The following is a 22771-nucleotide window of genomic DNA, read 5'->3' on the forward strand; positions in this document are numbered from 1 at the left end:
TTTATTTCCCCACTGCAGTCCGGTTAATTACCGCGCTGACCCGGGTCAAAATCTCCGACATGGAAGCCGGGTCCTTCACATCATACTCATCAATATTCAGCCGCAGCACCGGGCAGGCGCTGAATTCGTTGATCCACTGGGAATAGCGGCCGTGCATATGCTCCCAGTAGGAGACGTCGGTCTGAATCTCCATCTCGCGTCCGCGCTCATTGATGCGGGTCAGGATCGAAGGCAGGCTGCCTTCAATATAGATTAGCACATCGGGATGCGGGAAGTATGGCGTCATCACCATGGCCTCATAGAGGCTGGTGTAAGTGGCATAATCGGTCGGGGACATGGTGCCTTGGTCGGCGTGCATTTTGGCGAAAATCCCGGTGTCTTCATAAATCGAACGGTCCTGCACGAAACCGCCGCCCAGCTCGAACATCTTCTTCTGCTCCTTGAAGCGCTCCGCCAGGAAATAGATCTGCAGGTGGAAGCTCCACCGCTCGAAGTCGTGATAGAACTTCTCCAGGTACGGGTTATGATCTACCTGCTCCAGTGAGGTCTGGAAGCCCAGGCGCCCCGCCAGTGCTGCGGTCAGTGTCGATTTGCCGACGCCGACCGTACCGGCTACCGTAATAATGGCGTGATCCGGGATGTTATATGTGTTCATTTCATAAGCTCCTTTACTTGTTCCGCGATGGCGGTGAAATCTTCCGGGTTCTCCACGAAATCCACCTGATTTCCGTCGATCGTGACGATTACGGTGGACGGTTCGCGGAGGGCCAGTGATGCCATCGCATCGTCGTAATCCTCAATTAACTGCTGGAGGTAGGCAGGGGCAATGATCTCTTCGAAGGTACGCGCACGCTTGGCAATCCGGGCCAGCAGCGTATCCAGATCCGCTCGGATATACAGAATAATGTTCGGCTTGGGGAAATCATCGGTCAGAATATGATAGATCTCACGGTATTTGTCCCGTTTCGATCCCTTCAGCGTCCGTTCCCCGAAGATCAGATTCTTATAGATATGATAATCCGAAATGACCGGCTTCCCTTGATCTATGTACTGCACAGTCGTGTCTTCCAGCTGCTTGAACCGGTTGCAGAGAAAGAACATCTCAAGCTGGAAGCTCCAGTCGTCCATATTCTGATAGAACTTGTCCAGAAACGGATTCTCGTCGACAATTTCTTTAATGACCGGAAGCTGCAATTCGGTGGAGAGCATCGTGGCGAGGGTGGTTTTACCGGCTCCAATCGGGCCTTCCACGGCTATAAAAGGTGCATGTTTCATTAACGCTAATTTCCTCCTCAAGTACGGACAATTCCAAAAACAGACTAAATTATTGTACCACAGGAGCGCCGCCAGCAACGGTTAATTTTCAAAGAAACTTTTCGCACCTATGCAGCGTCTATATTCAAGGTAATATATTCATTTATTTACCTAATTCAGTAATTTCCTAAAGAGAGTAGAGGATATCTTGATGAAAAAAAGAAATTTGCTTGTGAGCATGGTGATGGGTTTGACGGCGTGTCTGACTGTTGGGACTCCCGAGGCTGCAACAGCAGCAGCTAGTGGTGGTGGCTCCGGCATCGCTTCCTACGGACCCGATTATCTGATCAAGGATGACGGTTCCCTGTGGGTCTGGGGTGAGACAAAGTCCGTACCTACGCAGGTACACGGACTAAGTGATGTACAGTCTTCTTTCCCGCTATATTACAGCGCAATGGTAACCACCAAGGATGGCTCGGTCTGGAAGTGGGAGAGCAACGCCCGGACGATGGCCATCGAAGTTACGCCAGTGCCGGAATTGAAGAATATAACCAGTTTCCAAAGAGTATACCCGCGTCATTTAGCAGTCACCGGAGAGGGTACGGTATATACTTCAGTTACGTCAACTGACGATAATACGACCCCACCGTTTGCGCCTGTTCCGGGCCTGGATCACGTTGCAGCTATCTCTCAATATTATGAGAGCAACAAGCTTAACGATAAGGTTAGCAGCTGGGATCGTTATCTGTTCCTGAAGACAGACGGGACGGTCTGGACCAGCATTGACGAACTTGCCACTTTTACACCCGTACCCAATCTGAAGGATATTGTGCAGCTCGAACAGAATTATGCGCTCAGCAAGGATGGCAGCGTCTGGACCTGGCCGGACCAGGATAGTTATTTACCTGAAACCTATAGTGACCCGGCGCAGATAACTGCAACCCCTTTTTCCGGCTTAAAAGATATTCAGGCGCTGTACAACAATGGCCGCAGCCGGCTCGCGATTGACAAGCAATCCCGTCTATGGTTCTGGGGCTCCACGGTCACCGGATATTCGGATGGAACCACATATCAGGATGAACCCGTTCCGGTAGTCTTCTCAGGAATCAGCAAGGTGACCGATGCCTACATTGTTGAACAATCTATTGTCGCCCTGACCTCAGACGGCAAAGTCTATGCAGCTTCGATTGCTGCAGAGCTTATGTCGCCGAATGCAAAGTTCACCTTACTTGCTTCCGATATTCAGTCGATAAAAGGCGGCGGAAGACATGTCATTATGCAGAAAAACGATGGCACGCTCTGGGGCTGGGGCGTGAACAAGAATGCTCAACTAGGGTACGGTACTTATGAATTCAGCTATAAGCAGCCTGTCCCGATGCAGAAGCCGATCTCCGTTACCCTGAATAGCGAATCCATCGCCTTCACGAACGGAGTAATTACCCGTAACGGACAGAATTTCATTCCGCTACGTTCGCTGTTCAGCAAGATGGGCGCTACTGTCGGTTATTCCATGGACAAAGTAGTAACGATCACCGGTACCGCTGCCGATAAAACTCCGCTATCCATCATCATCAATACCGTGAACGGAGCCACCACCGTCAATGGCAAAAGTGTCACTCTGGCCACGCCGCCGTTTGTAGTTAATGGCACCGTCTACCTGCCGCTGCGCTTCATCAGCGAACAGCTTGGGGCGAAGGTTGACTGGCTGCCGCAGGAGAGCAGAATTGCGATTAGTATGAAGTAAGGGGATTCTCTCCTGTCACAAGAATATTAGCGGACTATTCTCAAATGGAGAATGGTCTTTTTTTAATCTAAAATTCGCCTTTTGAGATATTTTGAAACCTTCAATCGTGTTGTTTATAGGAGGCGAAATAATGAAATCCAGCTCTTTGTTAGACACAGATAAAGAATTCGCTGAACTCTATCAACGACATGCAGATATGGTCTACCGGCTTTGCTATATATATTTAAAAAATCCTGTTGATGTTGAAGACGCTGTTCAATCTGTATTTCTCAAACTAATTAACACTCCAATGGTCTTTAACGACCACGAGCATGAAAAAGCGTGGTTGACAGTAACCACTAGGAATTACTGCAAAGATATCCTTAAACATTGGTGGAGAACCCGCCGTGTGGCATTGGAACCTTTGCCGGAGATTGTCATTTGGAATGGTATTGAGCCTTCGGGTAAAGTTGTTTCAAAACTTCTTTCACTCCCCGAAAAATACAAAACCGTTTTGTATCTATATTATTTAGAGGAATACACAGTAAAGGAAATCGCTGAAATGTTAGGTCGCAAAGAAAGCACGGTCCAAACACAATTATTTAGAGGCCGCAAACGACTTAAGATGGATTTGGGAGGGAATTATATTGAAGATTAAAAATATCCGTAAGGTTTTTGAAGCTTTGACTCCAACAAATGATCAAAAAGAAAAAATCTTTCAAAATCTTTTAACAAGTAGCCAGATCGAATATAGAAGTCAAAGAAAAACTTCTCCTATAAAACTTAGAAGATATACTATAATTGCTGCTGTACTGATGGTTGGTTTAACCACTACAGCTTTTGCAGCAGTATATACAGGACTTGATGAAGCACTGATTCAATTTCTTAAACCATCCAATAAGAATCAGGTTGTACATATGTCCAATGGCGTTTATACAATAAATAAAACAATTAAAAATAAGCAGGGGTCTGTTGCCATTAAGCAGGTGATCGGTGACAGCAATCTAACTTACATTTTAATGGACTTTACCGCTCCTAAAGGCACTATTTTGAATGCAGCCCGCTATCGTTTTCATGCCCTTATCAACTCTAATCAAAGCTCGTACAGTACAGGATACGAGGTACTCGATGATGGGAATCCTTATGACAACAAAATTAGCTTGGTTATGAATATAATGACCGATAATTCCTTAGCTGGTCAAACTGTTGATATTACTTTTAGAGATTTAGAAGCTGCTGATCCGTTTCCCGGTATTTTTGATACCGTAGTATCTGGTTCCTGGGAAACCTCACTTAAGCTTGATTTCAAAGAGTATTCTACCCTTCATCAGATTAATCAGGCCATTTCACTGTATGGTTATAAGGCAATCTTAAAGACGATCTCTGTCTCGCCAATTTCCATCACCTTGAAAATTGAGAGCGATTCATTAAAAGAGATTAATAAATTCGCCTTCAAATTAGAAGAAATTGGTCCAAATATATATTTGGATGACTTACCTATCACAATTAACTTTAAGGACGGCACTTCAGAGACAACCCGCATTTTTACCGGAATGTCTGCAAGTCATTATGTGAGCAACCAGCTGATTACACTAAAAACGTTTGATAATGTTATAAATGATAAAGAAATCGAGTCTTTCGTATTCTTTGGTAAAAAGATTCCGATAAACACGGTTCCGCGCTGATTGTTAGTCCGGTTTAAATTGTGCACAAAAACGCCCCCTCGGCCAATGCTGAAGGGGCGCTTTTATTTTGCATCTATATATTCATTCGCAGCTATTCGTTAAGACAACCGGCCGCTGAAGTCACTGTATTCGAACTCGCGGATCACCTTGAGTCCTTCTGCTTCATTATAAGAAGCGATGGCCGGGAGGTTGACGCCGTTGAACATGTGGTTCTTCACCATGGAGTAATGCGCCATGTCGGTGAAGATCAGCTTGTCGCCGTATTTCAGCGGCTCCGGGAAGGAATAATCGCCGATAACATCCCCCGCCAGGCAGGTCATGCCGCCGAGCCGGTAGGTGTGGGCGAATTCGCCCGGTTCTCCGGCACCGATAATGCCCGGACGGTAAGGCATCGCCAGCACATCCGGCATATGGCATTCCGCCGAAGTATCGAGAATCGCGATATCCATGCCGTTATGCATCGTATCCAGTACCGTGGCTACCAGATAACCGGTATTGAGCGCAACCGCTTCTCCCGGCTCCAGGTAGATCTCCACATTGTACGTCTGCTTCATGTGCAGAATGCACTTGATCAAGGTGTGGAGATCATAGTCAGGACGGGTAATATGATGCCCGCCGCCGAAGTTCAGCCATTTCATACCGTGCAGGTACTGGCCGAACTTCTCCTCTACGACCTTAAGCGTACGCTCCAGCGTATCCGAGTTCTGTTCGCACATGGTATGGAAATGCAGGCCGTCAATACCGTCCAGCTCGTCCGGCCGGAAGTTCGGCAGGGTTACGCCCATGCGGGAGTAATTGTAGCAAGGATCATACAGCGGCACTTCAATCTCGGAATACTCTGGATTGACGCGGATGCCGCAGCTAATCTGCTTCGGTGCGTTCTGCACGCGCTGCTTGAACCGGTTCCACTGGTCGAACGAGTTGAACACCATATGATCGCTGTAGCGAAGCAGCTCATCGAACTCGCGGTCCACATAAGCCGGAGCATAGACATGGACCTCTTTACCCATCTCCTCGAAGCCCAGCCTGGCTTCGAACAGGGAGCTGGAGGTTACGCCATGCAGATATTTGCCTACCAGCGGGTACATGGCGTGCATGGAGAAGCCTTTTTGCGCAAGCAGAATCTTGGCTCCGCTCTTCTCCTGCACATAATTCAGGGTCTCCAGGTTCTTCGTCAGCAGCCGTTCATCCACCAGATACGCAGGGGACGGAAGATTGCTGATATCAATATCGATGTCCTTGTTCTTCATAGTCATGCGCCTTAATCCAGCAGCGTCGGCGAGAAATCTTCTTGCCAAGGCAGGCCGTGTTTGTTCAGAGCATCCATGAATGGATCCGGGTCGAACTCTTCGATATTGTGTACACCCGGCTTGTTCCAGATGCCTTTGATAATCATCATCGCCCCAATCATGGCAGGAACGCCAGTAGTGTAGGAAATGGCCTGGGAGCCAACCTCTCTATAGCACTCTTCATGATCGCAGACATTGTAGACATAATAGGTTTTGGGCTGGCCGTCTTTGGTGCCCTGAATGATACAGCCGATATTGGTTTTACCTTTGGTTCTTGGTCCCAGGGAAGCCGGGTCAGGCAGAATGGCCTTCAGGAACTGCAAAGGAATAATCTCTTTACCTTCATAATTAATGGGCTCAATAGAAGTCATGCCGACATTCTCAAGCACCTTCAGGTGGGTCAGATAGTTCTGCGAGAAGGTCATCCAGAAGCGGATCTTCTTCACACCAGGAATGTTAACTGCCAAGGATTCTAACTCTTCATGGTACAAAAGGTAAATATCCTTCGGGCCGATCTCCGGGAGATCGTATACTTTCTTCTCAGACAGCGGAGCTGTCTCAATCCACTCGCCATTCTCGAAGTAACGTCCGTTCGCAGTAATCTCGCGGATATTAATCTCAGGATTGAAGTTGGTGGCGAACGGATAACCATGGTCGCCCGCGTTCGCATCTACAATATCAATCGTATGAATCTCGTCAAAATAATGCTTCTGCGCATAAGCCGTGAACACACCGGTTACGCCAGGGTCAAAGCCGCTGCCGAGCAGCGCTGTAATTCCGGCCTTCTCGAATCTTTCCTTGTAAGCCCATTGCCAGGAATATTCGAACTTCGCCGTATCCTGCGGTTCATAGTTCGCTGTATCCACATAGTGCACTCCGGTAGCCAGGCAGGCATCCATGATCGTCAGATCCTGGTAAGGAAGAGCCACATTAATCACGACATCCGGCTGGAAGCTCTTGATCAGTTCAATAACCTCTTCCGTGTTGTCAGCATCCAGCTTGGCCGTAGAAATCTTAGTCAGGCCCCCGTCCAGCTTCTCTTTGAGCGCATCGCACTTCGACACCGTACGGCTGGCAATGCAGATCTCTTCGAATACATCCGGGTTCTGGCAGCATTTATGAACAACAACGCTCGCTACACCGCCAGCGCCAATAATTAACGCTTTTCCCAAATTAATAACCCCCTAATTATGCTTAAGTTATTAGTTATTAGCCTTGCACTCTGGAACAGGCTACATCCTATGAAAAATCAACAACGCTGATTATACAGAAACTTTCTCAATAAATCAATAAAATCCGACAAAAACTGTGATCTTCCGTGTAAAATCTGCAGTTTTCTACATTAATACTCTGTAATTCACTTCATTGCACTGAAATCCTTCATTTTCCTTCGCTTTTAAGCTTAATAAATTGAAAATCAGCTTAGGGTCCCGTCCACATGTCAGTCCATCAGGCCAACCGGATAATTATATCACAACGGCGGTGTTGTTCAACTTTTTTATTTCAAATTTAAGCAAGGCCAGCCGGACAAAAGTGCAGATGAGTCACATTATAATAACTTACCCGTTTTTCGCTGCCGTTAACTGATAACTGTAAAGGTCGCCCAATGTTAACTAATCTGATCCGGTCCGGTCCATCCGTTTATTATGCGTAACCCTCACTATCTCATACCTCTGTCGTGCCTAGCCATTGCGGGATTAGCGGGACCTCATCGCAGACGGTGGCTGTCCGCTGAGCTGCTTGAAGGCTTTGCTGAAATGAAACTCATCGCTGTATCCGCAGGCGGCAGCAATCTCCTTCAGGGTTAGCCTGGTATACAGCAGTTGCTTCTTCGCATGTTCATAGCGGATTTCACTTAAATACCCTTTGGGACTCTTGTGCAGATATTGCTGAAAAAGACTGCGCACATACGAGGAGGATATGCCGTAGCGCACCGCCAGCTCATGGATCTGCAAGGGTTCACTGTAGCGCCGCTCCAGCTCCTCCTTAATCCGTAAGAACAGTTCATAGCCCTGCCCCCGGTCAGGATTACCGCTATCCTTAGCCTGAAATAATTCGTACAAAAGCTCATAGAGCAGCGCCTGAGTCTTAAGCTGGCTTCCGGGATTACCTGGAACAAAATCGCCGGCAATCTGGCGGAACAGCTGACTCAGCTGTCTGCCTGGCTCCCTCCCCGGCTTCAGGTGGAACGGCAAGGGCAGTGCATGAAGCGGCTCCACCCTCCCCTGATTATCCGCTGAAGGAGACAACGTATAAAGCGACAGCAGGATCATGGTGATCCTCAGGGGCTTCCCGCCTCCGCTGCTCATCTCCATGGACAGGCCCGGCCGCAGATAGAACAGCATGTCCTGCGACACCGGATGATCTTCTGTGTCTGTCCGGAACACTCCCTCTCCCTCCTGAATCCAGTACAGGCTGTGTACCTGTATATTCTGACGGATATCCTTCCAGTGCGGGAAGGTGGTCTTGTCATGAATCCAGTGGATATCCATCACCAAATTCTGTGGAATCTCCTCCATGTATAGCTCCTCCGTTTCTCGGCTTGCCATTTACCTGAGATGGGATCAATCAGGAATGGGATCAACCAGAGATTAATACTGAAGCGTTTTTGACATTCCGATTCTGTTCATTATACCATGCCACTCCCTTGCATTCATTGCTACACTTAGGACATTAACGGCTGGAATGATGAAGGAGAGATACCAGATGACTGAAACCTTGTCCACTCAAGCACAAGCCCTGGATTACATGCCTTGGATTGGCCTGTCCGAGCAAGAACGGCTTCAGCAGGACCGCCACCAGCAGCAGCTTGCTGCGGATTATCCCTGCACCTTCGGAGAAGCCTGCTTCGTCTCGCCGCAAGCCATCGTGCTGCCGGATCAGCTGGCGCTCGGCGACCGGAGCTACATTGCCGGAGGTGCGATTGTCCGCAGTACACGCCTGGTCATAGGCAGCGACTGCTCCATTAACAGCTATAGCATATTGTCAGGCGATATTACCATGGGAAATGGCGTGCGGATCGCTTCCCATGCAAGTCTATATGGCTTCAATCACGGCTATGCTCTGACGGATGTTCCTGTCTTCCGTCAGCCTTTGACAGTCAAGGGCATTGTCATTGGAGATGATGTGTGGATCGGGGCTAATGCTGTGATTCTTGACGGAGTGCGGATCGGGTCGCACAGCATTGTTGCGGCGGGGGCGGTAGTAACCCGCGATGTACCTGCGTACAGCATTGTAGGCGGCAATCCGGCCAAGCTGATCCGCAGCCGGCTGGCCGGGGAGGCAGCTGCAACGGCTGAGGCCACCAAGGACAAGGAGGAATCAGTGATGAAGATGAAGGATGGAATGGGAATTGAGGAGGCTAATTTGGGGGGAGAATCTGGGCAGAGGGAGGAAAGAAGTAAGGGGCTGGGGAAAAACGGTGAGCGGTTGGAGACAGGCGTTGAACTGTTCGGCGAGGGCGTTGAGCCAGCGGGAGATAACGCAGGGCCGGGTGATGGAGTTGCCCCCTCTTTTAGGACACTTTATGGACTGTTGGCAGACTTCAGCAAGCAGGTGCAGGAGCAGCTAACTCCCCTGCTGGAGTTCTACTCCGAAACGTTAGAGGGAGAGAAGCTATTCCGGGACCGGCCGGGATATAAGCGGACAGTCCGGGCTTACTGCGATGCGGTGGAGATTGCGGCGATGTTCGGCAGCCTGCCGCCTGGCTGGACGAAGGAGGAGCTGATCGCCACATTACAGCAGTTCCAGGATAGCCGGACCGGATTATTGCCCGACCCGTGGTCGCCGCCGGGACCGGAGGATCAGCCGGAGCGATTAGCTGATCATCTCTCGCGTTATCATCTTCTTGCTGTAGGCTACGCACTGGAGGTGTTAGGTTCTGCTCTGCCCTACCCCGTTGCCGTGGCCGAGAATCTGGATACCGTGACACTGTACCAGCAGCTTAATAGTCTGCCATGGGCGGACAATTCCTGGGGCGCTGGCGACTGGATCGATTGCTATGCTACCAGCCTGTATCACAATCTGAAGTCCTTCGGCTCCGGCAAGCGCCCGGATGATCTGTTCGGCTGGCTGGCGACGCATTGCCGCCGGGACTCCGGGCTGTGGGGTCTGCCTACTGCGAAGGAGGGGTGGCTGCAGCCGGTGAACGGCTTTTACCGGCTTACCCGCGCTACCTACGCCCAGTTCGGTCTGCCCCTGCCGTACCCGGAGCGCAGCATTGATACCGTGCTGGCTCACAGCCGGGACCGCCGCTTCTTCCGCCTGGACGCGCTCAATGCCTGCAACGTGCTGGATGTCGTCCACCCGCTCTGGCTCTGCCAGAAGCAGAGTGATTACCGGCAGGCGGAGATCCGCGCTTGGGCGGAGAAGCTGCTCGGCGAAGTGCTGCCCTTCTGGGTTCCCGGGTGCGGCTTCGCCTTCCAGCTGTCCCGGCAGCAGGAGACCGGCCTGCAGGGCACGGAGATGTGGCTAAGCATTATCTATCTGCTGGCGGACTTGTGCGGGTTAAGCTCAGCCCTGGTCTACTCCCCGAAGGGAGTGCACCGCCTGGAGCCTGCCTTCTCGTTATCCGTGGAGTAATGCTGCTAAATAAACCTATTTTACAAACAGAAACGGTACCGTCGCTTTAAAGGACAGTACCGTTTTTTAGATCTATAAGCGCATCATTCCCGCTCCCCAATCACTTTCGGCGATTTCAGGGGCACTTTTGCTCCTCATTCGCGCCCCCCAGTCACTTTCGGCGATTTCAGGGGCACTTTTGCTCCTCATTCGCGCTTTTTACTATTGCCCGAAGCCGACGCGCGGACGCTCGCGTTCCTTGGTCTGCACTTCTACCGCCCGGATCGAGGTAATGGGAATGTAGAGGGTCTGATACTCCGTACTGTATTTCACGAACCGATCATCCAGTTCCTCCAGTACGCCTCCCCTAACACTTGTACCATCCAAAAAATGAATATGAACTTCCTGTCCCTTCAGCGCTTCCAGCATGCTCTTCCTCTCCTTCGTCTCACAAATGGGTGATGATGGTGTCAATAATTCCGTATTCCAGTGCCTCCTCAGCCGACATGAAATAATCCCGGTCCATATCCTTCTCCACCTTCTCCGGCGGCTGGCCGGTCCGCTGCGCGGTGATGCCGACAATTTTCTTACGGATCTGAAGAATACGTCTGGCGCTGATGGCAATATCGCTCGCCTGCCCCTGCGCTCCGCCATGCGGCTGATGGATCATAATCTCGCTGTTCGGCAGGGCCGACCGTTTGCCGGTAGCGCCTGACAACAGCAGTAGAGAAGCGAACGAAGCAGCAAAACCGGTGCAGATTGTGTTGACTTGAGGTTTAATTACCTGCATCGTATCATAAATACCGAAGCCTGCGGTAGTCGAACCTCCGGGGCTGTTAATGAACATCTGAATATCCTTCTCCGGCTCATCCGCCGCGAGGAACAGCAACTGCGCGATAATGCTATTGGCCAGCCCGTCATCGATTGCCGCACCTACGAATACAATCCGGTCCTTCAGCAGCCGGGAATAGATGTCGTAGGACCGCTCTCCTCTAGCCGTCTGTTCAATCACATAGGGTATTACACTCATTCTGGTGTGCCTCCTCTGATCTGTCTTAGTGTGGATACCCTGTAAACGGTCAGCCTGCCCGAAAAGATACGGAAGACGCAGCATGTGCGGAAATAGCGGGAGTGCGTATCTTTTACATTGTGCCGTTCGTTTATATAATAGAAGCAACACAATCCATCGAAGGAGAGGGCTACTATGACGACGCTTGAACATCACCGGACACCGGATACGATAGCTATGGAGACAAGACATCTGGAGGAGCTGGGAAAAACGCTGCAGCGCTACTGCCTGTCGCTCACCCGCTCCCGCTTCGACGCCGACGATCTGGCGCAGGAGACCTGGGCCAAAGCGCTCGGCTACCGCAAGTTCACCATCAGCCCCAATCCCGAAGCCCTGCTGCTGCGGATTGCCAAGAATACCTGGATTGACGCCTCCCGCCGCCAGGGGTCGCTCATCCGTGCCATGGAAAGGTCTGGAGTGTCATCCGATCCAGCTTCTGCGGCGGCAGCCCTAGAGGAGCTGACCGAGACGGATCTGACCTTTCAGGCGCTGCTCGCCCATCTCTCGCCGCCGCAGCGGACCGCCTGGGTCCTCCGCGATGTGCTGGGGTATTCAGCCGCCGAGTCCGCCGGACTCTTGGCAACCACGGAAGGCGCGGTAAAAGCGGCGCTTCACCGTGCACGCCAGGCCTTGAGCAAGGTCCGGGAGGAGCTGATCCAACATGAAGGCCCCGCGCTTCCGCAGGATGCCGATTACCGGGGGTATTTGCGGGCTCTAGCTGAGGCTTATGAGCAAGGGCGGATTCCAGTATTGCTGGAGCTGCTCCGCCAGGAGAACGCCGGGGTGGTGACCGCTGCTGTAAGCACGTTTACGGTTCAGTCCGTGTATACCATGTATACAGACAACGCGAGATACGCCTATACCTATGGAGCGCCTGCATACGGTGAGCTTCGGATGGCTGCATAATACGGATGAATGGAGCAGTAGCTCTGACTATAACTTAGGAGAGGTGATCCCATGAAGAAGGTGCTTGTGCTTGGAGGGACGAGATTTTTCGGCAAAAGGCTGGTGGAGCTGCTGCTCCAGGACCCGAACAGCGAGGTCACCATTCTGACCCGGGGCCTAACAGAGGATTCCTTCGGTGAGCGTGTCACCCGGCTGGCCGCGGACCGGACGGATGAAGCGGCGCTTGAGCAGGCTGTCGGGGACACTGTATGGGATATCGTCTACGATAACATTTGCTACACGCTGGATGAGGCAGCAGCAGCTGTGCGGATCTGGGCGGGGCGGGCCAAGCGGTATATCCTGACTTCCAGCTTATCCGTGTACGATCCGCAGCCGGAGGCGCTGGCTGAAACGGACTTCGATCCTTGGCATTATCCGCTGAAGTCTGGCGGGAAGACGGATATCAGTTACCAGGAAGGCAAAAGACAAGCCGAAGCCGTTCTGCTCCAGACAGCCGATTTCCCGGTGGCTGCGGTACGTTTTCCGATTGTGCTGGGCACGGATGATTATACGCGCCGGTTGCATTTTCACATCGAGCATGTTCTGGCGGGAAGGCCGGTTGGCATCCCTAGTCCGCAGGCGGAGATCTCGTTCATCCGTTCGGATGAAGCGGCTGATTTCCTGCATTGGCTGGGCCGGGAAGGCTCAGCCGTCACGGGACCGGTGAACGCCTGCTCGGATGGTACATTAACCATCGGCGGAGTGATCTCCATCATCGAGCAGATCACCAGAAGGACGGCTATCGTCCAGAGTGAGGCGGCGGAAGCGGACCAATCGCCTTTTGGCATCGGTGCATCCTGGTTCATGGATACGGCAAAAGCCCGCAGCGCGGGCTTCAGATTCCTGTCCTTATCAGAGTGGTTCCCGGAGCTGGTCTCTTCGCTGACCCATTCACTTCGCCAAGACCAGTAGCTCCTCCTCCAGCTCTTTGGAGATCTCTTTATCAGGTTCGTTAACAAGCGTACTCAGGCCGGGCGCAGGCTTATCTTGCACCGGTATTCCCGCAGGCAGGGGCTGGTGAATTCCGGCTTCTGCCCTTTTTGCTGTCTGTTCCGTCTGCTTCGTATGCATCTCCCGCTGTAGCTTGGGCTGGATTCCCCCGGCAGTCTCCGCTTCCTGCTGCTCTTCCGATTCCTGCACCATCCCGCGAACCGTTGTATCTGCATGTGCTGAACTTGCATTTGAATCTGAATCGGAATCTGGGTCTGGCTCTAGCTCAGACGCTGCTCCCAGCTCGGATCCGGCCTCAGCAGCCTCCGATATTTTGAACACATTGATTTCCCGGAACAGCCGCTGCGAGATTTCATTAATCTCCCCGGCCTGCCTTGCAATGTCGCTGATGGCCTGATCCTGCTGGGTGCTGGAAGCGTTCACCTCCTGAACTCCGGCCGCCGTCTGCTCAGCTACAGCCGCAACAGAATGTACAGATTCGGCAAGCCGCGAATTGAGGACACGGGTCTGTTCCACCTTGTGGTGAATTTGCCCGATCTGTGTGCTGATGCCTGTAATCGATTCGTCGATAGCGGCGAAGGAAGCCAGGGTCTGTTCCACCTGATGGTCCTGCTGCTCCAGACGGTCCCGGGTCTCCATCATATGTCCTTGGAAATCCGCCATACCGGCCCCAAGCTCCTGAATAATCCTGCTGATATGCACCGAGGAGTCATTCGTCTGTACGGACAACTGCCGCACTTCATCGGCAATCACGGCGAAGCCTTTGCCTGCTGCCCCCGCCCTGGCAGCTTCAATCGCTGCGTTCAGTGAGAGAATATTCGTCTGCTTCGAGATTTCGGTGATCGAATGAATAATGCGTGAGATATCCTTGGACTGGTTCACCAGCTTGTCCAGCGCCCCGTAGACCTTGCTGATGGACTCCCGGGAATGCTGGGAGCTCTGGCGCAGCGCCGTAACGGTATCCGAGCCCTGCTGCCTGTTCCGGTTAGCGGCTTCACTCGTAGTCAGCATGACATCGGTATAGTCAGTAATCTCCTGAACCCCGGAGACCAGCTCCTCAAGGAGCTGGGTGCTCTGCTCCGACTGGCTGGCCTGCTGGTCTGCTCCAAGTGAAATCTCCTGTATGGTTCTGACAATATTCTGGTTAGTATGCGCTGTAACCGCCGAAGACCCCTGAAAAGATTGCGCGTAATCGGCAAGCGAACCCGCAGCAGACAACGTCTGCCGCAGCATCCCCTGTACCCTGCCCACCATATGGTCGAAATGATGGCTCAGCTGTCCCAGCTCATCATTGTACGGGGAGTTAATCTGCTGCCGCAGATCGCCCTCCGCGATCTGTCTGAGCGCCGCCTGCAGCTTGCGCACCGGTGACAGGAACGAGCGGATCAGCAGCCAGGCGAGCACCAGCAGGAACAGGGACACTGCGATTGCAGCGTACGTCACGATGGATACCGTATCATCCAGCAGGGCGAAGGAGACTCCCTGGGCCTGATCAGCATTGGCAGCAGCAGCGGTGTACAGCTCACCGTTAGTCTTCAGCATGTCCTGATTCAGCGCAAGCGCCTTCGTATGTATACCATCGATTTTCTCCAAAACACTTAGCGGGTCAAGGGTCTCGTCCGACATTGTTGTTACCAGTTCCTTCGTCAGAGCGCTGTATTCTGCGGCCTGGGCAGACAGCAGCTTATAGCTCGCAGAAGCAGGCGTACCCAGCTCAAAACTTACCTTGGCCAGCTCCGTGGACAGCTGCTGCTGCTTCTCCTTCAAGGGCTCTGCCTGCTCCAGGTCACTGGAATCCGCCAAGGAAGTCTCCGCACGGTTCAGCTCCTGCAGCTGCTGGGTGATGGTTGAGACCGTAATTCTATTCTCCATTTCGCTCTTCTGCCGTTCCATGGATCGCTCGACCTGCTTGATTTTATGTCCCTGGTACACAGCCACGCCCAGAAAAATAAGTGTAATCGCCGAGAAACTCAAGATCAGCTTCCATTTCATCGAAAAGTGCAGCCGGTTCCCCTTCAAAAGTATCATCCCTTCATATCAAGCTTCTCTTGGCAATAGGTATATTATGCTAATAACCTCATTGTAAAAGCCGGATATTAATTACTCTCTCAAGTTGTGTATGCGCAGCGTAAAGAATGTGTTGCGAAAGTGTTAACAACCGTGAAAATAGTCCCGCACCAGTGGAAATAGCTGAAGAATATATGACAGGCTGTTGTCACTTTTTATTGTATATAATGTGTAAGGAGATACAGTTATCGGAGAGAAAATAGGTTAAGTGTACGGAGGGATTGAATTAGAGAGCGGGTGAGCTTAGGGGATAAGTTAGAGGATAGGTTAGACGGTGAGTGAAATGGTAAGTGAAACGATAGGTTAAACAAGGAATACGTAAAGGACAGATCATTAAAGGGGGGGCTTACCAATGGGTAACGAAAATTGGGTGGCAGCCAAAACAAGAGAAGAACTGAGGCAGTGGCTGCTGGCGAACAGCACGGTAGAACCCTTTTGCCAAGTAGAGGTTAGCTTGAAGCCTCTCCCGGATACTCTGCTGTATCTGGATGCAGTTGAAGAAGCCTTGTGCTTCGGGTGGATTGATGGGGTGAAGAAGGTGAACCCTGGAGGGAAGCTGTTACAGCGGCTGTCTCCCCGGAGACGGCGGAGCTCATGGACCGAGCTTAATAAAGAGCGGGTCCGCCGCCTTGAGAAGCTGGGATTAATGCGCGGGGAGGGATGCAGAGTCCTGCCGGATATGGATATCCGTTCTTTTAAGATAGATCCGGGTATCCTACAAAAGCTCCAGGAGGATGCGCAGGTGTATGAGAATTTCCTGGCGTTTCCGGCGCTATATCAGCGGGTGCGGATCGACACCATTCAGAGCTATATCCGCCAGCCGGAGCTGTTCCAACGTAGATTGAACAAATTCATAGAGAACACCAGAGTTAACAAAATGTACGGCCAGTGGCATGACAACGGGCGTCTGCTGGAGGATTAGTTCGCTTGGAGTGTAGTTCTGGTGGATTATTAGTTCTGTTGGTGAGTTTGATTTCGGGCAAATTGTCCTGACAGGTGGGGGCATGTAGTTCCCGAATGGTTTGCGCAAACGGCAAGTGTGGGGATATGAGCTAGGTACATTGAAAGTAACTGGGGTTGCCGGAGGGCCAAACATTCACTGGAGTCATGGTCATCCCTTAACAGAAAAGCAAAAGTTAAATCTATATAGTTGGAAAAACGTATCTTATTCTAGGTCCTTTGGAGTGCTCGCGGAAATTAATTGGATTTATGACATTTATTTTCGTGCAAACTCCATCTATGGCTCTGATGCCAGCATATTAAGTGCTATTTTTCCAACTACGACTCGCTGTGGCCCCTTCCGCCCCTGAACAAGTGCCTAAAATCCAACTATCTCCTGAGAATGGGGCAGATGCAGACGGTGAGGCTGGTGCTGAGGCTAATGCAGATACATTTGTAGATGCTGATGCAGCTGCTGGTCCAGGCGCTGGCGCAGACGTTGACTCTAGTGCGGACATAGTGCGAGTGTAGGCGGAAAACCGAATACAATGTGCTGCGCAAAGGTAATCAGGGCGGATGTATGTTGAAAACCGAATACATTTCGCTGCGTGAAGGCGATCGGGGTGCATGTATACGGAAAACCGAATACATTTACTATTAATGTTACTGGCGTGGAGCAGACGTTGGCGCAATAGCCATACCCATGCCCATGCCCAGCCCATGCCGCACCCTCCGCCTGTAATCGCTCAACTTGAGCGATTCACTTCCAAATCATAACAGGCCCCCGTAACCGGGGGCCTGTGCTCACCGTACCGCCGCTCACTCACTCCCGCCGGTACACCCAGCCGCCGGCCTGGCACAGCGCCGTCAGCGCAAGCCCGCCGCCGCCCGGCCCGGTGCGGCGGATCAGCGCCAGATCCGCCGGCGCTCCGGCCGCCAGGCCCGCGGCCGCAGGCAGGGCCATGAAGCCTGCCGGATGCACGGACGCCATGTCCCAGGCGTCCGGCAGGCTGGCCAGGCCCGCGGCGCTAAGGCGCGCGATGTGGCACAGCAGCATCTGCGCCGAACCCGCCAGCAGCCCGGGCTCGCCGGCGAGATGCAGCCGGCCCGCCGGGGTCAGCACGACACGGCCGCCGACCGGCGTGTCGTAGCTGCCGGGCGGCAGCCCGGCGAGGGCAACGGCATCGCTGACCAGCAGCGCCCGCTGGCCCTTGACCTTCATCACCACCTTCAGCACCTCATCAGGGAGGTGGAAGCCGTCGGCGATCAATGTGCACCACAGCTCATCTGCGGCGAGCTGGGCCCACAGATAGTTCGGATGGCGCGGCAGCATAGCATGGGCGCCATTGCCCAGATGCGTGGACAGCCGCGCTCCGGCGGCAACCGCCCCGGCAATCTGCGCAGCATCCGCTGACGTATGCCCGATAGAGACCGTCACTCCCTGCCGTACGCAGTGGCGGATGAATTCCGCGCTCCCCTCCCACTCGGGGGCCAGCGTCACAATAGAGATTCGTCCGCCCGAAGCCTCCTGCCACTGGTCGAACAAGGCCGTATCCGGCGGACGGATATGCTCCAGCGCGTGTGCCCCGCGCGGCCCGTCCTCCGGCGAGAGGAACGGGCCTTCCAGATGGATGCCCTTAATCGTAGCAGCGCTGGCCTCATCCTCCTCACAGGCCCGGGCAATCGCCCGCATCGCTCCGAGAATCGTATACGGAGCGCCGGTAATTACAGTCGGGTAGAAGCCGGTCACCCCCTCCCGCCATATAGCGCGGACCGCCTTCTTGACATCCTCTGCACCCAGTGCCGGATGATTGAAATCATATCCGCCATAGCCGTTGATCTGCAGATCCACCAGGCCCGGCGCAACCATTGGAAGCCCCTCCCGTTCCTCCAGCGGCAGCTCCCGTATGCCCAAGGCTTCAATGGCAGCAATCGCCCCATCCTCCACGTGAACCCGAACGGGTTCGCCTGTCCGGTAATGCAGTGCGTCAATGTTCATGAGAGGACCGCCCCAAAGGAGTCGGTGTCCACGAACATCCGGCAATCCCCGTGTTCGCGCAAGATCGTGGACGGACATGCCGTAGAGACAGATTCATGCAGCGTGCGGGTAACTGCACCGCGCTTGGAAGCGCCCGGCACCATGCAGAACAGCCATTGCGCAGACAGCAGGACCGGAATCGTCAACGTTAAGGCCTGCTGCGGTACTTCCGCCAGGCTGGGGAAGCACCCGTCATTCACCTGCTGGTTCCGGCAGACCTCATCCAGTACCACCAGCTTCACAGGAAGCGGGTCATTGAAATCTGCCACGGGCGGATCATTGAAGGCCAGGTGACCATTCTCCCCGATGCCAAGGCAGACGATATCGATCGGCGCTTCCGCCAGCAGCCGTCCGTAACGCTTGCATTCGGCTTCCGGGCTGGCGGCAGGGTTCAGATAATGGACCGTTCCCGGCCGTACCTTGCCGAACAGCGCCTCCCGGAGGAAGCTGCCGAAGCTCTGCGGAGAGCCTGCCGGCAGGCCGATATATTCATCCATATGGAACGCGGTAATCCGGCTCCAGTCCAGATCCGGCGCAGCGGCAAGCTCTGCAAGAAATTCATTCTGGGAGGGTGCAGCGGCGAACACGATCCGCACCTGTGCCTTGGAGGCCAGCAGCGCCCGGATGGCCGCCGCTGCCTCACGCCCGGCAGCAGCTCCGAGCTGCGAGCGGTTCTTGTATACGCGGACAAGCATAGCGCCCGACAGTTCCGTATGAATCGGTTTGATGCTCAGCATGGGTAGTGCCTCCTTGTGCCTAATGTCTGTGCAGACCGGCTGCCTTCCTCCCCCCGGAACTCTCCGGGCGTAGTGCCTGTATGCAGCTTGAAGAGCTTCGTAAAATAGCTTTTATTCTCATATCCAAGCTGCTCCGCTACCTGCTCCACACTTTGCGGAGACTGATCCAGCCATTCTTTAGCTTGCTCCATTTTGGTATGGGTGACATAGTGGATGAAGCTCATTCCGGTTTCTTTTTTGAACAGGCGGCTGAAATAGCTCGAATTCAAATGCGTGTATTCCGCCACCTCCTCCAGGGTGATTTTGCGGTTCAGATGGCGGTCTACATACTGCTTCACCTTCTTGATCTCATCCCGGCGGGTCTCCTGGTACATCTCCCGGATCACTGGCAGGCGTTCGCTGAAGAACTGCTGAGACCATTCCTCCAGATGATCAATATGATCAATGGCCGTCAGGGTATCATGCAGCAGCTCCAGGGAAAAGGTGGACTGGTATTGCTGGCGGGCCATCAGACGCATCTGGTTATCGTAGAGCAGCTTGAGCATCCACTCCTTCACCTGGCGCGGCGCATACCGTCTGGCACGGATGGTATCCATCCATTTCGACAGCAAGGCCGCAAGCCTGTCGGCAGCTTCCTCCAGGAAGGCCTCACGGATCTCCTGCGCGGCTTCGGCATAATGGAGAAACAGATCCTCCTCCGTGAACGGCGGGAGCATCTTCAGGCCGTTCAGCTCTCCCGGCTTCAGATAGAAGGCATATTCGCGGCCTTGACTAAGCAGATCAATGATCCCCTCCCGGAAATGCCCGCTGCCCGCCGGTATACATAAATATTGAAAGGAAGCCGTAACCCCCGGCAGCGCTTGAATGGCGGAACGCAGGCTGCCCAGCATGGAGATATGGCCTGAGTCCGCTCCATTGCCCATACCGCCGCTGAAGACCAGCACACAATCGCGGCCGCTGTAGGGCAGGCACACGGCAGCGGTATCCTCCTGCCGCACGGCTTCGGCGGCGGATTCCACCCATGACATTAGCGCAAGCTCCTCCGGTTCGCTCTCCCCGGCGTTGCCGCTAATCCGGCAGAGCACGGCTACATGGGCCGTGAGATCCGGCATAATTCCCAGCTCGGCGGCGTCTGCCCGCCATTCGCTGTCCGGCAGCTCGCGGGCAGCGATGCGCCTCAGCACACTTTGCTTCAGCAGCACCTTCTGATGCTCGGCCATGCTTTTCCACTTCAGCGTCTGGGCTTTGTCCGCATCCCTGCGGCGCAGGTCCTCACACAGCTCCCGCAGCAGACCGGTAATCAGCTCGCGGCTGATCATCTCCTTCAGGATATAGTCGCTCACCATCAGCTTCACCGCCTGCTGGGCGTACGTGAAGTCATCCATGCAGGACAGCACCACCACACGCAGCTCTTCGCTGCGCAGCTTCAGCTCGCGGATCAGCTCCAGACCATCCATATAGGGCATGCCAATATCCGTAATGACAATATCGGGCATATCAGCCTGTGCCTTCTCCAGGGCAACCAGACCATTCTTGCAGGCCGAATGCAGCGTTAATCCAAGCTCGTCCCAGGGAATCATTGCCGAGAGAAAGTCCAGTACCGGCTGATCATCATCCACCAGCATTACGCTATACATCGCTTCCACGCTCCCTTTCATAGCCTTGATCCGGAATCTCTTCAGGCAACACGAACCGGAAGGTCGTCCCTTGTCCGGGCAGGCTGTTAATCGTGATCTGGAAGGCAACACCGTAAGTCAGATACAGCCGCTCATAGACATTGGACATGCCGATATGGGCCAGTCTGCTGGACGGCATCGCTTCCTTCTCTTGCCATTCAGAGCTTAACTCGGCACGCAGGCGGTTTAAGGTTACCTCATCCATCCCCTGCCCGTTGTCTTCGATCTCGATGAGCAGCCGGTGATCCTGCGTCCGGGTCCGGATCAGAATACGTCCGCTCTCCTGATGCAGACCATGAATGTAGGCATTCTCGATGACCGGCTGCAGCAGGAAGCGGGGGATCTTCACGCCAAGGCTCTCCGAAGTACAATCGGTATCCAGCGACACCTCCTCGGACTGGCGGAAATTCAGCAGCTCCACATAACTCCTGACAATATGCAGCTCATCATGCAGGGTAGTGTACTCATCTCGCTGTTGAATGGTCATCCGCAGCAGCCGGGAGAGCGAGAACAGCAGCTCCGCATTCTCCTCATCGCCCCGCATCATGATGCGCAGGCGGATCGAATTCAGAATATTGAACAGGAAATGGGGGTTGATCTGCGATTGCAGCATCGCCAGCTCGGCCTTGCGCTTCTGCGCCTGCTCCACCTTGATCTGGATAATCATCCGCTCCACCCGGTCCAGCATATGGTCGAAGGACTTGCCCAGCCGTCCGATCTCATCATAGCCGCGAACGCCTGAGCGGATGCCCAGCTCTCCTCTGTCCACCCTCGCCGCCACCTGATCCAGCCGGATCACCGGCTTCGTGAACTGCCGGACCAGCAGAACCAGAATCAGCAGGAAAAAAGCGCCCGATACGATCTGCACGGCACTGCTCCAGCGGTGGGTGGCACTGATCTGGCTCACGGCCTCACGGTATGGCGACAGGCTGACAATCCGGTAATTCCCGTAAGGAATCTCCAGGCTGCTCAGCAGATATTGCTCGCCCCGGTAATCCATAAACCCGGAACCTTTTGAATGCTTCACAGCATCCATAAGCGCGAACGGCCGGCCCAGCCGGGTCTTGTCCCTGGCGGCAAGAACGGTTCCGTCAGGCGCAATCAGCAGCGTCTCCTGGCCCTGCCGGTTGTCATTGAAAATCTGGCTGATCCGGCTCTCGGCGATGCTGATGATCAAGGTAGCGTAGGTTGAATTGGAGGACAGCTTGAGATTCCTGGCAATGGTCAGCACCTGCGGGCTGCTTGGGGCAGCGGTCGGAATATAGTTGGCAAGCACACCCGCCCAATACAGCTCGAAGGCAGGCTGCTGGCGGGCTTGCTCCATCCAGGGCTGCTTCAGCAGTGCGCCGATATCCAGCTTGGCGTAAGCATAGTTTGAATAATATTGTCCATCTGAGGTGAGGACGGTGACGAACGTTTTTTCCATCATGGAAGTGACGCTGTTCAGCTTGTCCGTAACCTCTTTGAAATCGAGAATATGCTTGGCGGTATCAGGCTCGTGCAGCTTATTGCGCTGCCAGTTTTCTTTGAGAATAAGAGTGATGCCGGGGTCGAACTGGATATAATTCGCCACCAGCACCATATTGCTGAGAAGGTTAGAGATATATAGGCTCTCCTGCTCCAGCGAACGGCGTTCATTCTGAATCACCTGGGAGCGGAGGATATGCTCGGTGTAGGAATTGGAGATATATAAGGTAATAGAGGCGGGAAGCAGCAGACAGAGCAGAGAAGCGACGAGCAGCTTATTGCGAAAACCGAGTCTCCATCCTCTAGGCAGCAATGGCAATCCTCCTTCACAATCAGACTATCGTTTTCTATGCCTCTATCATATCAGCTTT

At 53.4% G+C, this 22771-nt stretch carries 19 protein-coding genes; 7 read left to right on the forward strand and 12 right to left on the reverse strand.

Annotated features, from left to right (window positions below; genetic code table 11):
• Position 1: 1 nt before the first annotated feature.
• Both MHH78_RS25505 and MHH78_RS25510 read right to left on the reverse strand, forming a co-directional pair.
• Positions 2-655: a deoxynucleoside kinase gene (locus MHH78_RS25505; protein WP_341169242.1), complete on the reverse strand. Its 654-nt coding sequence runs from the start codon at positions 653-655 to the stop codon at positions 2-4.
• Entirely contained in the window at positions 652-1275 is a 624-nt protein-coding gene (locus tag MHH78_RS25510; RefSeq protein ID WP_076078256.1) for a deoxynucleoside kinase, read from the reverse strand. Before MHH78_RS25510 ends, MHH78_RS25505 begins: the two co-directional genes overlap by 4 nt.
• A 190-nt stretch (positions 1276-1465) precedes the next feature.
• On the opposite strand from MHH78_RS25510, the gene MHH78_RS25515 reads away from it, so the two are divergent.
• The 3 genes from MHH78_RS25515 to MHH78_RS25525 all read left to right on the forward strand — a co-directional run bounded on the left by MHH78_RS25515 (position 1466) and on the right by MHH78_RS25525 (position 4662).
• Positions 1466-2998, forward strand: coding sequence for a stalk domain-containing protein (locus tag MHH78_RS25515; RefSeq protein WP_341169243.1), 1533 nt, complete (start codon positions 1466-1468; stop codon positions 2996-2998).
• 130 nt (positions 2999-3128) lie between these two features.
• Positions 3129-3635, forward strand: coding sequence for an RNA polymerase sigma factor (locus MHH78_RS25520; protein WP_339255203.1), 507 nt, complete (start codon positions 3129-3131; stop codon positions 3633-3635).
• Positions 3625-4662, forward strand: a complete 1038-nt coding sequence (locus tag MHH78_RS25525) for a hypothetical protein (RefSeq protein ID WP_341169244.1) — start codon at positions 3625-3627, stop codon at positions 4660-4662. The genes MHH78_RS25520 and MHH78_RS25525 overlap by 11 nt, the downstream gene beginning before the upstream one ends.
• Before the next feature lie 98 nt (positions 4663-4760).
• Here the strand turns inward: MHH78_RS25525 and nspC are convergent, their stop codons facing one another.
• From nspC to MHH78_RS25540, 3 genes are all read right to left on the reverse strand, one after another.
• Positions 4761-5897: a carboxynorspermidine decarboxylase gene (gene nspC / locus MHH78_RS25530; RefSeq protein ID WP_341170379.1), complete on the reverse strand. Its 1137-nt coding sequence runs from the start codon at positions 5895-5897 to the stop codon at positions 4761-4763.
• Positions 5898-5923: 26 nt separating this feature from the next.
• The gene (locus tag MHH78_RS25535; RefSeq protein ID WP_036702452.1) at positions 5924-7123 is read right to left on the reverse strand and encodes a saccharopine dehydrogenase family protein; all 1200 of its coding nucleotides are present in this window, start codon (positions 7121-7123) and stop codon (positions 5924-5926) included.
• Positions 7124-7648: 525 nt separating this feature from the next.
• A complete protein-coding gene (locus MHH78_RS25540) occupies positions 7649-8470 on the reverse strand; it encodes an AraC family transcriptional regulator (RefSeq protein ID WP_341169245.1) in 822 nt (273 codons plus the stop codon).
• A 187-nt stretch (positions 8471-8657) separates the two neighbouring features.
• On the opposite strand from MHH78_RS25540, the gene MHH78_RS25545 reads away from it, so the two are divergent.
• Positions 8658-10532, forward strand: a complete 1875-nt coding sequence (locus MHH78_RS25545) for an acyltransferase (protein WP_341169246.1) — start codon at positions 8658-8660, stop codon at positions 10530-10532.
• Between the two features lie 201 nt (positions 10533-10733).
• Here MHH78_RS25545 and MHH78_RS25550 read toward each other — a convergent pair whose 3' ends face one another.
• Together MHH78_RS25550 and MHH78_RS25555 are read right to left on the reverse strand one after the other, a co-directional pair.
• Positions 10734-10940 (reverse strand): hypothetical protein, encoded by a 207-nt coding sequence (locus MHH78_RS25550; RefSeq protein WP_076078250.1) that lies wholly within the window; start codon positions 10938-10940, stop codon positions 10734-10736.
• Positions 10941-10959: 19 nt separating this feature from the next.
• Positions 10960-11772, reverse strand: a complete 813-nt coding sequence (locus tag MHH78_RS25555) for an ATP-dependent Clp protease proteolytic subunit (RefSeq protein WP_341169247.1) — start codon at positions 11770-11772, stop codon at positions 10960-10962.
• On the opposite strand from MHH78_RS25555, the gene MHH78_RS25560 reads away from it, so the two are divergent.
• Positions 11716-12486, forward strand: coding sequence for an RNA polymerase sigma factor (locus tag MHH78_RS25560; protein WP_341169248.1), 771 nt, complete (start codon positions 11716-11718; stop codon positions 12484-12486). The two genes, MHH78_RS25555 and MHH78_RS25560, sit on opposite strands and share 57 nt — an antisense overlap.
• Positions 12487-12537: 51 nt before the next feature.
• Positions 12538-13437 carry an NAD-dependent epimerase/dehydratase family protein gene (locus tag MHH78_RS25565; RefSeq protein ID WP_341169249.1) on the forward strand — a complete coding sequence of 300 codons (900 nt, stop codon included), beginning with the start codon at positions 12538-12540 and terminating at the stop codon, positions 13435-13437.
• Here the strand turns inward: MHH78_RS25565 and MHH78_RS25570 are convergent.
• On the reverse strand, positions 13417-15495 hold the full coding sequence (locus tag MHH78_RS25570; protein ID WP_341169250.1) for a methyl-accepting chemotaxis protein: 2079 nt from the start codon (positions 15493-15495) through the stop codon (positions 13417-13419). The two genes, MHH78_RS25565 and MHH78_RS25570, sit on opposite strands and share 21 nt — an antisense overlap.
• Before the next feature lie 400 nt (positions 15496-15895).
• Here MHH78_RS25570 and MHH78_RS25575 point away from each other — a divergent pair, with 400 nt between their 5' ends.
• The gene (locus tag MHH78_RS25575; RefSeq protein WP_076078230.1) at positions 15896-16465 is read left to right on the forward strand and encodes a YdeI/OmpD-associated family protein; all 570 of its coding nucleotides are present in this window, start codon (positions 15896-15898) and stop codon (positions 16463-16465) included.
• Between the two features lie 840 nt (positions 16466-17305).
• Here the strand turns inward: MHH78_RS25575 and MHH78_RS25580 are convergent.
• Genes MHH78_RS25580 through MHH78_RS25595 form a run of 4 tightly spaced genes read right to left on the reverse strand, consistent with a single transcriptional unit; the run spans position 17306 to position 22713 of the window.
• Positions 17306-18481 (reverse strand): N-acetylglucosamine-6-phosphate deacetylase, encoded by a 1176-nt coding sequence (locus tag MHH78_RS25580; RefSeq protein WP_341169251.1) that lies wholly within the window; start codon positions 18479-18481, stop codon positions 17306-17308.
• Positions 18478-19257, reverse strand: a complete 780-nt coding sequence (locus MHH78_RS25585; protein WP_051478021.1) for a glucosamine-6-phosphate deaminase — start codon at positions 19255-19257, stop codon at positions 18478-18480. Before MHH78_RS25585 ends, MHH78_RS25580 begins: the two co-directional genes overlap by 4 nt.
• Entirely contained in the window at positions 19251-20894 is a 1644-nt protein-coding gene (locus tag MHH78_RS25590; RefSeq protein ID WP_341169252.1) for a response regulator transcription factor, read from the reverse strand. Before MHH78_RS25590 ends, MHH78_RS25585 begins: the two co-directional genes overlap by 7 nt.
• Positions 20887-22713: a cache domain-containing sensor histidine kinase gene (locus MHH78_RS25595; protein ID WP_341169253.1), complete on the reverse strand. Its 1827-nt coding sequence runs from the start codon at positions 22711-22713 to the stop codon at positions 20887-20889. The genes MHH78_RS25590 and MHH78_RS25595 overlap by 8 nt, the downstream gene beginning before the upstream one ends.
• Between the last annotated feature and the right edge of the window lie 58 nt (positions 22714-22771).

It is taken from the genome of Paenibacillus sp. FSL H3-0333, assembly GCF_038002805.1.
GTDB lineage: Bacteria > Bacillota > Bacilli > Paenibacillales > Paenibacillaceae > Paenibacillus_AQ > Paenibacillus_AQ silagei.